Here is an 11,698-nt window from a genome sequence, read left to right on the forward strand (position 1 = left end):
CAAGCCTGTCATCAAAAACGGCCGATACTGTAAGGGGTCATGTCTATGGGCGGCTTTTCACCACAGATAAGATCAGCCATCAGTTGGGCGTTGGTTGCCGCGTAAGTCAGACCAAGATGGCCATGGCCTGTGGAGTAATACACTCCGGGCATCTTGCCCGATGCAGACATTACCGGGATCGTGTCCGGTAAAGCCGGGCGGTGCCCCATCCATTCGGAGGTTTCTTCCAGTTTCAGGTCGGGCAATGCCTCGAGCGCGCGCTTGACGGTTACTCTGGCGCGACGATAATCAGGTGCTGCGTCCAACCCCGCCATTTCAACGGTCCCGCCCACCCGAATTCCGCTGGCGGTAGGGCTGACCATGAACGCTTTGGCTGGCCAGATGATTGAGTGGTTGATCTTAATCCCCGGCTCCATGATTTGTGTGTGGTAACCGCGCTCGGTTTCAAGAGGTATATGTTCGCCCAACATTTTGACCAAGCAGGCGGAAAAGGCCCCGGCACAGATGAGGAGTTGTTTCGCAATTATGTGCGAACCGTCGTTTAGATACACAGTTTTTTTGTCGCCGATGACCTCAAATCCGGTGACTTCCCCACGAACAATCTGTCCGTCCCGGGCAGCGATAATTTCTGTCAGCCGGGTCACGATATCAACTGGGTTTCGAACAGTTCGGTTATCCGGTAACAGAACGGCTTTATTAATGACCGGTGCGATTTCCGGCTCCAGTTCACGCAGACGATTGCCGCCGATCACTTCGTAGTCAAAACCATGCCGGTCGAGCATATCCAACCGCTCACGATCCGCCTCGAACTCGTCCTCATTGGCGTATAGGGACAAGCAACCTGTTTCACTGACATCGTCGGACAATCCGATCCCGGCCATCAAGGCCTGCATATCCGGTAGGGCGCGTTTGCACAGAGCGGCGCCTTCCGCTTCCAACAGCCGTAGTTTCGAAGGCATGCCTGCCTTGAAGAAGCGAAGAAACCACGGAACAAGCTGAGGAACATAGCCGGGGGCGACGCGAATTGGTCCTTCTGGATCCAACAGCCAGCGAGGTGTTTGCAGCCAAACGGACGGGCGCGATACCGGCATGAATTCGGTCACAGCAATTGAGGCCATGTTGCCGAAAGATGCGCCGCTGCCGGGTGCGTCCTGATCAATAAGGGCAACCTTGTGCCCGCGGTTTTGTAGTTCATGGCCGAGCGCGGCGCCAATAATACCGGCACCGACAATGGCTGTGTCAAACAGTTGGACGGTCTGAGGCATCGGGAGTCTCAAGTTCGATGGACGTCAAAGTGCAGAAAGCGAGATGCTCACCGCACCAGAGAAAAAACTACCAGTTCAGGATTGGCTCCATCGCCTCTTGCATGGCCGCTTTTTCTTCAGCCGTCAGTGGCCCCATCGGCGCGCGGCATTCTCCCATCGGTAGGCCCAGCAATTCGCAACCATACTTGATCTTCTGAACGAACTTGCCGGATTCTAAAATGTTCATGGCCCGATAAAGCTTCATCATCATCTCACGCGCTCTGTCCAATTCGCCTGCCCTATAGGCGCGATCCAGATCACAGCAGGCCTGCGCCATACAGTTTGAAGGCCCACAAATCCAGCTGTCTGCGCCCCAGAACATGAAGTCGAGCGCGATGTCATCCGAACCGGAAATCAGCTGGATCTTTCCTTCATAACGGCTGGAAATTTCGATGGCCCGTTGTAACACGCCCGAACTCTCCTTGATGCCGATAACACGCGGATTGTCCGCAAAATGATCCATAAGCTCAAAGCTGATATCTGCACCATCTTTCGCCGGATAGCTGTAGAGCACCAGATTCACGTCCACCTCTGCCAGCACGGTTTCGTAGTGCCTGATTAGTTCATCCTGTGTTGGACGGGTGTAGACCGGCGGCGCAAGCAAAACAGTGTCATAGCCTATTTCCCTGGCCATCGCTGTTTGCTCAATTACCTCACGCGTAGCCAATGCGTTTGTTCCTGCGATCAGGATTTCGTCGTCGTTGGCAAAATCTTTGACAAATTGCAGAACGGAACGGCGTTCTTCGGTGCTTTGCGAAAAATACTCGCCGGTCGAGCCATTTGGGACCCAACCTGTCACACCTGCTTCACGAAAATGCGTCAGCAGTTTTTCGAAGGCGTCAAAGTCGATTTTGTCATTGGCATCGAATGGCGTCACTAATGCCGGCATGATGCCCGACAGTTTCACGTTGTAGCTCATAATTCAGAGTCCTGCGATTTGTTGTAATGGAGGTATCCGCGCCGTTCGACGGTCGGAAACGCGTCGCCCCGGCGGACATAGTTTGTGTTTTGGGTGAGAGGTCGGGGCGTGAAATCCCAGATTTCCTCGCGTCCCGTGGAAAGCGCTTTGTCGATCAGTTTACGCGCCACCTGGCTGGCGATGACATCGTCCAGCAATGTATCCAGCGGCCAGATCTCTTCGGCCAATTGGGTCAGGCGGGCCTCATCGGGATCGCCCTGTCCTGCTATGCTATTCTGTTCCAACGGGTCCTTGGCGAGGTCGAAGAATTGCGGCGGATAGGCACGGGAAATTACCAGCTTCTTGTCGCCGTCACGAACGCACACCCGTGGCGCAGACGTTCCGCCGTCAATATGCTCTGAGAATATTGGACCCTTCTGAGGTGCGCCTCGCACCGCTGGCAACAGGCTACGTCCGTCAATTGGTGTCTTGATTGTTTCTGCGCTCAACCCGCCAATGTCGAGAAGTGTTGGGAAGATATCAAGCAATGACGCCGGGGCAGACACGCGACCCGCGTCGTGCTCTGGATGGGCAATGATCAGCGGCACCTGAATGGCGGGGTTAAACAGGGTCTTTTTGAACCACATTCCCCGCTCTCCGATCATGTCTCCATGATCCGAGGCGAACATGACAACCGTGTTCTCTGAATATCCGCTGTCCTCCAGCGCCTGCATCAGACGCCCGAACAAATCGTCAACATATGAGATCATGCCGTAATAGCCGCGCCGCGCATTTCGGTAGTCGGCATCACTAAGTTCGCACTTGTCCTGACCATAGTGGTAATACAGCGATTGGCTGTGCGCGTCGCGTTGATCGACCGGAATGTGCGGCACGCGCGGAGCCTCAATCTCTGCTTCATCGTGCATGTCCCAATACTCACGGGTAATCACATAGGGATCGTGCGGGTGTGTCAGTGAGACCGTCATCATGAAGGGACGGTCATCATCACAGCGCGCGCGCGTATAAAGCTCGCGCACAGCGTGGTGAATGACGTCTTCATCGTAATCAATCTGCATCGAACGGGCGACGGGCCCTGCATCCCGTACAGTATCGATGGTTGAGACTCCAAACGTGTAAGCCCGTTCTTCGTCCTTGTTGTAGTCCCGGAAATCGGCATCCGGCGTCCAGGACATGTCTGCTGGGTAGATCTCGGTGGTCAGTCGCTCCTCGAACCCGTGGTATTGGTCTGGCCCCACAAAATGCATTTTTCCGGAAATGCAGGTGTAGTAACCGTTCGCACGCAGATAGTGGGCGAAGGTCGGCGTCGAAGCTGTGAACTCAGCTCCGTTGTCATAGGCCCCGATGCGCGAGGGCAGACGCCCGGCCATCATGCCGAAACGTGACGGCGCGCAAAGTGGATAGGGGCAATAGGCGTTCTCGAAAACCGTACCCCGGGCGGCAAGCGCATCGATGTTTGGAGTTTTGCAAACCGTTCCCCCATAGGCGTTCAACACGAATGAGGTCAGCTGGTCGACCATGAACAGAATGATGTTGGGTTTCATGACTTTTTCCCACGCTGGAATTGCTGGTTTGCCACGTTCTGGGCGACAAGATCTTTGTAGAGCGATCGGATGCTGCGGGTTATCGGGCCGGCGCCCCCCTGTTCGCCAATGGATTTACCGTCGATCGAGGCGACAGGCGTTTGGGCTCCGAATGTACCAGTCAGAAACGCTTCATCCGCGCCGTAGGCTTCGTAGAGCGAAAAATTCTTCTCGAAGACCGGAATGTCATTCAGGCGGCAAAGCTCAATGACTTTGGCCCGCGTAACGCCGTTCATGCAGTAGTCTCCGGTAGAGGTCCAAACCTCACCACGCCGGACAATGAAGAAGTTGCAAGCGTTAGTCGTGTTCACAAAACCATGCGGGTCCAGCATCAAACCCTCATCCGCCCCAGCTTGTTCTGCTTGCAAGCAAGCGACTACGCAATTCAGTTTGGAATGACTATTGAATTTCGGATCTTGACTGGTTGGCAGGCCGCGAACCTGCGGAACAGTCGCCAGTCGAATGCCGCGCGATTGTAAATCAACCGCAGGCTTGGAATGTTCAATGATCGCAACAATCGTGGGACCGAACTTGCTGAGGCCCGGATGTTGAAACGGTTTCGCTTTTCGACCGCGCGTGATCATAAGACGGCAATGGGCATCCGAAACTACACCATTAGCAGCAGCGGTCCGGTCAAGGAGGCCTCTCACTTCGTCAGGCCCCATTCCGATATTGATCGAGACCGACTTGAGCGAATTGAACAGGCGGTCCATATGTTCGTCAAAAAACGCCCATTCCCCATCGTACAAGCGAAGGCCTTCCCACATGCCATCGCCCAACATGAAACCACTATCATAGACCGATACCTTGGCCTCAGCCTTGGGCACTAGCTCACCATTCACGTAAATCAGCAACGCGTCATTTCGAGCGTCTGCTTCTGCATCGTGGGTTGATATGTCGTGGGAATCCATTGGCATTTTTGGCTCTTGTTCTCTGATCAATGGCCCAGGACCTGGCCCAGGAATGTCTTAGTGCGTTCGCTTTTTGGGTTGTCGAAAAACTCGCCAGGCGGCGCTTCTTCAATGATTTCGCCCTCTGCCATGAAGATCACTCGATCTGCGACCTGACGCGCGAAACCCATCTCATGTGTCACGCAGACCATGGTCATGCCTTCCTCGGCCAAGCCAACCATCACATCCAGCACCTCGGATATCATTTCGGGGTCCAAAGCCGAGGTCGGCTCGTCGAACAACATGATTTCGGGCGCCATACATAAAGCACGAGCGATAGCCACACGCTGCTGCTGCCCCCCGGAGAGTTCACCGGGGTATTTGTGCGCCTGTTCAGGGATTTTTACCCTTTCAAGGTAAGACATGGCGGCTTCCTCGGCCTCTTTCCGGGATTGCTTGCGTACAAGCGTGGGCGCCAGTGTGCAGTTCTCAAGAATTGTCATGTGCGGGAACAGGTTGAAGTTCTGAAATACCATCCCCGCCTCGCGGCGGATTTCGTCGATGTTGTCGACATTGTCGTCTAGCGGAATGCCGTTAACTTCTATGGTCCCTGCTTGGTGCTCCTCCAGCCGATTGATACAGCGGATCAGCGTCGACTTACCTGAACCTGATGGACCGCAGATCACGACTTTCTCACCACGACCCACGTCAAGATCAATGTTCTTCAGCGCGTGGAACTCGCCGTAAAACTTGTTCATGGATCGGACCGAAATGGCTTGTTCTGACATGTGCATTTCTCCTTATCGGCTGTTTAGGCTCATGCGGCGTTCCAGGTAGGCACCGTAGCGGGACAGCGAAAAAACAAAGACAAAGAAGAGGAGGCCAACAAACACGTACATTTCGATTGTCGCGAAACTCCAATCGGCTGTACCGGCTGCAGCGCGGCCCGAGGCGAGAATGTCAAAGAAACCGATGATGGTGACCAGCGAGGTTTCTTTGAACGTAATGACGAACTGGTTGATCGTGGGCGGCAACGCGTTGCGGAACGCTTGCGGCAAAACAATGTACCCAATCCGGTGCCAATACCCCATGCCAAGCGCCTTGGCGGCTTCTTCTTGACCAGAGGGTATGGCTTGCATGCCGCCGCGGATGATCTCGGCCTGATAGCAAGCAAAGAAGATCGCATAGCCGACGATCACACGATACAGCTTGTCGCCTATTGCCCAACCCGGCAGCACAAAAGGCAGGACGATGGCAAATGTGAACATGATTGCGAGCAACGGCAAAGACCGGATCACGTCGATCACCAGCGCCATAGTTCTGGCAATCCATGGTAGCTCTGATCTGCGGAGCAACGCAAAGATGATCGAGAGAGGCATGCCCAGCAAGCAGACAGAGGCAAAGATGAAAACCGTCAGGGACAACCCACCCCAGTCGCGCTCGACAACTGGTGTCAAACCAAAGACGCCGCCGCGCATCAGGATGTAAAATGTGGCGAACCCGACCATCCAGAGGACAGGCAAACGCTTTGCATTCCAAAACACAGGAACACAGGACAGGATGGCAACGATCAGCATGACGATGCATGCCAGCGCAGATCGCCACTGTTCTTCAAAGGGATAGAGGCCAAACAGAACGATACGCCAGCGCGTTGCTACAAAGGACCAGCAGGCCCCGTGTTCGTGTGCTCGGCATTCTTCATTCTTGCCGTATCCCCAGATCGCTTCGAGAAACGCCCAGTTGAAAAAGCCCCACAAGATCCAGGCTGTGAATGCTGCAAGCAGAACAGTGATCGCACTGTTCAGTGGGGTCGCGAAGTAATGCCTTTTGATATTGGAGAACGCGGATGTGTGCTGAATTGGCAGATCAGTCATGGCTCAGATCCTCAGCTGCGTGCCCTTGAGCTTGATCGCGTCATTCACGCGATTCAGCACCCAGGCCATTGAATAGTTGATGATCAGGAAGCCACCCATCAGGATCGCAATCAATTCCAGCGTTTGACCTGACTGGTTGATCGCCGTGCTGACCACCATGAAGAAGTCGGTGAAGCTGATGGCGATGCCAATAGTTGTGGCTTTGAATAGCCACACATACTGATTGATCAGGGTCGGCATCACGATGCGAATGGCCAGCGGCAGTCGAATGCGGCTGAAGATGTACCAGGGAGACAGCCCAAGGGCGCGACCGGCCTCGGATTGGCCCTTTGGAATGGCGATGAAACCCGCCCGCACAATCTCGGCGATATAAGCTGCACCGTAGATCGCGATGGCGATCAAGCAGGCCATCAATTCCGGTGAAATTCGGATGCCGCTCCGATAATTCAGCCCGGCCGGTTCCGGAATGCTCACCAACGGTGTCTCTGGAATGCGGCCAATCCACAAAACGATGATGGATATCAGCAATGCCAGCGACCAAAGCAGTTTTCGTTCTTTGCTGGCTTGCCGCAAATGCAGATCAGGCCAGCGTTTGACTCCCATCCACAAGGCGAGTGCAAACGCCACAACTATGATCAAGACAGCGACAAACACAGATGCCCCGGTCACATTCAGGCCAGGAATATAAATCCCGCGCCCTGTCAGGGCGATTCCGCCCAGAATGGGTTCCGCATCTCGAGGGCTGGGGAAACCCAACAGCAGCGTATACCAGAACAGAAGCTGCAAGATCAGCGGCGCGTTTCGAAACAGCTCGACAAATGTGGTGCCGACCAGTTCGGCCATACCGTTGCCCGAAGTGCGCATGACACCCACCGCTACGCCGATGACGGTCGCAATTGGCAGCGCAATGGCACCAAGAAACAGGGAATTTAGAATACCGACAAGGATTGCCCGCGCATAAGTAGAATTGGTGCTGTAATCAATCAAGGAAAAGCTGATGCGCCAACCTGTGGCACGCTCAAGGAAGCTGAAACCCGATGTCAAACCCTGCGCTTCCAAATTGGCGCGCCCCACCAGAACCATGGCCACCAGCATAGCCACAAATCCGCCGACGAAAGCGGCTTGCAGCCCCGCGTCCCTGACTCTTCTGCTCTTTATCAAAGATTGCATCGGCCCCTCCCCAGAGCAGCGATCTGACCTGAACCGGGTGCACTCGAAAGAACACACCCGGCACGCATCGACGGTTTAGTCGATGATCATCGGATAGAAGACGCCGCCAGCGTTATAGAGATTGTTGATCCCACGCGGCAGATTGTAGGGAGAGCCTGATCCGATGTTGCGATCATAGATTTCAGCAAAATTACCGACTTCTTTGATCATGTTGTACGCCCAATCGTCCGGCAGACCGAGACGCGCGCCATAACCCGGGTTTACGCCCAGAAAGGTTCCGACCGTTGCCGATGGCGGGTTGGCGCGCACGTCGTCCACGTTCTCCGAGGTAATCCCTTCCATTTCGGCAAACCAAAGAGACGACAGCATCCAGTTCTGTACATCCAGCCAGTCCGGGTCACCTTCCGGAACAATTATGCCTTCCGCTTCCAGAGCGATAACGTCAGGCAGGATAACATGCGCGTCGGCACCGTCCGGTGCATCAATACGCCCCGCCGCCAGACTTGGCGCCCATTCCACAAGACCGTCACAACGGCCTTCGTAATATGAGTTGCGAAGCTCATCACCGTTTTCAAAGGTCAGCATTTCGGCGTCGATCTGGTGGGTATCAAGATAGGTTGCGGTGGCGCGCTCGGTCGAGGTGCCTGCTCCAACACAGATTGTGCCGCCTGCAAGATCTGCCATCGACTTGGCCCCAAGATCCACACTCGTCATGGTTTGGAATGCCCCGATGAAGTATGGGCGGCTATAGGCCAGATTCAGCTCGGTGTCCCGGCTTTGAGTCCAGCCGGACACTTTGATAACAACATCGATGTCACCGGATTGCAAAGACGGCCAACGCTGGGCCCAGCTGATGGGAACGATTTCCAGGTTTCCTTCGGCGCTGCCGAAAAGACCCGCAGCAAGAGCCTTGCACAGATCGATGTCCACACCTTGCCAATTGCCTTGATCGTCCACTTCGGCAAATCCCAGGAACGAGCCATTGTGACCGCTGCACAAAAGTGAGCCGCGTTCGAGGACTGTGTTCAGGCGGCTGTCATCGGCGACTTGCGCATTGGCCACCTGAGAAGCCGCGACCAGTGCCACCGTAGATGATGTGATTGCTTTGGCAAATTTCATTATTTCCTCCCTGTGTCGACATTTTGTCTGCAAGTTTTTTGTCGACACTCTGGCGACATGTCAATAAAAACTTAGGTACAGCCAAGCTAAGAGCGTTGAGCGGCGCGTTAGGGACCCAAGAAAATGATTGATTCACAGCGACTTCCTCAACGGCACGCAAAAGGTCGTGGATCGAAGTTTGTTTATGGCGAACTCAAGCGAGAGATTTTGACTCTCGAACTCAAACCGGGATCACCGCTAGACGAGACCAGCCTGTCAGAGCGATTCGCAATGTCACGTTCGCCTGTACGCGAAGCGCTGGTCCGACTGTCTGCAGAAGGTCTTGTGGTGATGCTGTCCAACCGCTCAACGCTTGTGGCACCAATCGATTTTGCTGGATTTCCTCGATATGTCGAAGCTTTGGACTTTCTGCAGCGGATCAATACCCGTTTGGCAGCGAGAAACCGAAAAGAACATGAAGTCCAGGAGATGGCTGTAATGGCCGAAGCCTTTGACCGTGCGTGCAGTGAAAACAATTATCTTGAGATGTCGGCAACCAACTATGACTTTCATATGATGATTGCAGTTGCAGGCCGAAATCCCTACCTCGAGCGCGCTTATGGTCAGCTTCTCGCCGAGGGCCGGCGTATTTTGCATATGCATTTTGACTATCTTGCGGAATCTGCGACTGAACACCTTCTAAGCCCAGATCACTACGAAATGATCGAAGCCATTCGCGAGAAAGACGTAGCAAAAGCAGACGCTTTGGCGCACGATCATACACGGCATTTCCACGATCGGTTTGTGATGTTCATGAGTGCCAACTATAGCGAGGACTTTGATTTTGAGCTGTCAACGCGCGAGGGATCAATACATCAGACGATTGAGCGGTAAAGCTGAACGCATACAGTAAGATTATTAATAGGGCCGCAAATGTCGGCCCTTACCGGACTCATGAGCCTACATTAAGATGCCGTAGTGTCGCCCGTCGAACCAGCCGTTCGCCGCAGCCGCGAGATCAAAGGTTCCAAGAATTCGCACAGCCTCAGTTGAATTTTAGGTCAAGCTACGCTTCGGGACCCAACCAATCCTGTGTCTTACCGTCGGCCTTCAATTTCTGAGCGAGTAAGCTCAGCTCTTTGTAGATAATTCCTGCAGCGGGGTGCCAAGCGGCTACATCTTTCCCTTGTTGCGAGACGACAAAGGTGTCGCCTCGCGATGCGGGTCCCGTAAGCGCTCCCAATGGCCCATGGGCGGCAACATTCTCACAGGTGGCTTGAAGCAGCGTGGTGTTCAGTTGCTTTGCAATGTCATCAGGCACTCCCGCGGTAGCCCAGGCCTCACGCGCGATCGCCTGCAAAACCACGGTGAAGTTATTCGAAATCACGGCGGCCGCATGATAAAGGCTTTTACCATCGGAGTTGATCTGAAATGGGATTCCGCCAATCTCTGCCAGAAAGTCTTTGATATAATCCAAGGCAGAATCTTCGCCCTCAATGCCACAAAATGTTCCCTCGAATTGCTGGATCGCGGTTGCAGGCTCTGCGAACGTAAGTACCGGGTGCACGCTGGCTAGTCGCCAGGCTAGCTTCTGAAGCGGCGCCATTTGATCTGCAGGAAAGAAACCACTGCAGTGAAACGCAACTGGAGGCGGTTCATTGGCATCATGTGGACTAACAACTTTTGCGAGTTCGGTTGCTGCAATTGAAATCTGAGAATCCGGAACCGCCAAAATCCACAGATCAGCCGGTGCTAGGTCTGCATATTTCTCCACCGCTCTCCCCGTTCCCGCAATTTGGACGGCGTTTTCCGCTGATCTAAATCGAGAACTCACTATGTCTTGAACCGAATACTTGGATGAGTGTCGCAAAAGGCCGAGGATCGTTTGACCCACGCGACCGGCACCAACAATGTTTACTCTGATTTTTGCCATTCAATGGCCTCCGACCCATATGCTCTTGCTTCCTTGTGGAACATGCTAAGCGACAGACCATTTCATAAATACCAATTTATCCAAGACAACAATCAACCGGAGCGGCCCATTCCAGACTTTCGCCCTGCCTTCCCGATGCCGCAGCGCGGCCCGTGAGCACGGACTTTCGCTGCGGCTGCAAGAAATCGGGCATGCGGTACTAACGCCTAGAGAAAGTTTTCAATCTGCCCCAAAAAAATCCAATTCGATTTAGCCAAACAGTAATCAAACATGTACATCGGATCTCGATTCATCTATCCGCTTGATGTCAATCTCGACGAGAGAAGAAATGACGAAATCTGCGGCTGCTAATTCACTTTCGTGTTCTTCGTGAAGAAGACCAATACAATAGAAACCACCATTCTTCGCTGCTTCGACCCCGGACGTAGAATCCTCGATCACAACGCATTCATCCACTTTCAGCCCAAGCCCATCGGCTGCAGCAAGGAAAATATCTGGGTTGGGTTTCCCGTTTTCGACATCGTCGCCCCCGATAACAACCGGAAAGGCATCCAGCAGGCCGGCTTTTTCAAGAACGGATCGAACGTTGGCGCTGCTGGAAGCAGCCGCCAGCCCGTAACCCTCTGATTGGCATTGTCTTACAAGACGAACCGCTGCATCGAAGACCCGAAAATCTCCACGCTCGATCATTTCAATATAGTAGTCGTTTTTCTTGTCTGCAGCGGTTCTGACTTCGTCTTCCGAGTGCTCAGTCATGACAGCACGAGCCCCATCATAGCGCGGGCGCCCGTCAACGAGGCGTCGATACTCCGGCTTGCCAAACTCATACCCATGTTCTTCGAACATACGCTTCCAGGCTGCAAAGTGCGCCGGCACGGTGTCGACCAAAACTCCATCGAGGTCGAAGATTAGTCCTTTGATCGGCATGCT

The 11,698-nt window shown here is 54.0% G+C and carries 11 protein-coding genes; 1 reads left to right on the forward strand and 10 read right to left on the reverse strand.

Going from position 1 to position 11,698, the window contains the following annotated elements; all coding sequences use genetic code 11:
- Positions 1-11 precede the first annotated feature (11 nt).
- From SJY13_RS09765 to SJY13_RS09800, 8 genes are all read right to left on the reverse strand, one after another.
- Positions 12-1,265, reverse strand: a complete 1,254-nt coding sequence (locus SJY13_RS09765; protein WP_120631535.1) for an NAD(P)/FAD-dependent oxidoreductase — start codon at positions 1,263-1,265, stop codon at positions 12-14.
- A 67-nt stretch (positions 1,266-1,332) separates the two neighbouring features.
- Positions 1,333-2,211 (reverse strand): 4-hydroxy-tetrahydrodipicolinate synthase, encoded by an 879-nt coding sequence (dapA, locus tag SJY13_RS09770; protein ID WP_120631789.1) that lies wholly within the window; start codon positions 2,209-2,211, stop codon positions 1,333-1,335.
- Between the two features lie 8 nt (positions 2,212-2,219).
- Positions 2,220-3,764, reverse strand: coding sequence for a choline-sulfatase (betC, locus tag SJY13_RS09775; RefSeq protein WP_377190491.1), 1,545 nt, complete (start codon positions 3,762-3,764; stop codon positions 2,220-2,222).
- Positions 3,761-4,714 carry an aminotransferase class IV gene (locus SJY13_RS09780; protein ID WP_120631533.1) on the reverse strand — a complete coding sequence of 318 codons (954 nt, stop codon included), beginning with the start codon at positions 4,712-4,714 and terminating at the stop codon, positions 3,761-3,763. The genes betC and SJY13_RS09780 overlap by 4 nt, the downstream gene beginning before the upstream one ends.
- A gap of 26 nt (positions 4,715-4,740) precedes the next feature.
- Positions 4,741-5,481 (reverse strand): amino acid ABC transporter ATP-binding protein, encoded by a 741-nt coding sequence (locus SJY13_RS09785; RefSeq protein WP_371688443.1) that lies wholly within the window; start codon positions 5,479-5,481, stop codon positions 4,741-4,743.
- Between the two features lie 12 nt (positions 5,482-5,493).
- On the reverse strand, positions 5,494-6,567 hold the full coding sequence (locus tag SJY13_RS09790; RefSeq protein ID WP_377190493.1) for an amino acid ABC transporter permease: 1,074 nt from the start codon (positions 6,565-6,567) through the stop codon (positions 5,494-5,496).
- 3 nt (positions 6,568-6,570) lie between these two features.
- Positions 6,571-7,737, reverse strand: coding sequence for an amino acid ABC transporter permease (locus SJY13_RS09795; RefSeq protein WP_377190495.1), 1,167 nt, complete (start codon positions 7,735-7,737; stop codon positions 6,571-6,573).
- A 75-nt stretch (positions 7,738-7,812) separates the two neighbouring features.
- Entirely contained in the window at positions 7,813-8,856 is a 1,044-nt protein-coding gene (locus SJY13_RS09800; protein WP_120631529.1) for a transporter substrate-binding domain-containing protein, read from the reverse strand.
- 123 nt (positions 8,857-8,979) lie between these two features.
- Between SJY13_RS09800 and SJY13_RS09805 the strand changes: the two genes are divergently transcribed.
- Complete coding sequence (locus SJY13_RS09805; RefSeq protein ID WP_120631528.1) at positions 8,980-9,729, forward strand: GntR family transcriptional regulator; 750 nt, start codon at positions 8,980-8,982, stop codon at positions 9,727-9,729.
- Between the two features lie 172 nt (positions 9,730-9,901).
- On the opposite strand, the gene SJY13_RS09810 is transcribed toward SJY13_RS09805, so the two are convergent.
- Together SJY13_RS09810 and SJY13_RS09815 are read right to left on the reverse strand one after the other, a co-directional pair.
- Complete coding sequence (locus SJY13_RS09810; RefSeq protein WP_377190498.1) at positions 9,902-10,768, reverse strand: Rossmann-like and DUF2520 domain-containing protein; 867 nt, start codon at positions 10,766-10,768, stop codon at positions 9,902-9,904.
- Positions 10,769-11,032: 264 nt separating this feature from the next.
- The gene (locus SJY13_RS09815) at positions 11,033-11,695 is read right to left on the reverse strand and encodes an HAD family hydrolase (RefSeq protein WP_377190500.1); all 663 of its coding nucleotides are present in this window, start codon (positions 11,693-11,695) and stop codon (positions 11,033-11,035) included.
- Positions 11,696-11,698: the final 3 nt, after the last annotated feature.

The sequence above is a fragment of the Ruegeria meonggei genome, assembly GCF_042768335.1.
GTDB classification, from domain to species: domain Bacteria; phylum Pseudomonadota; class Alphaproteobacteria; order Rhodobacterales; family Rhodobacteraceae; genus Ruegeria; species Ruegeria meonggei.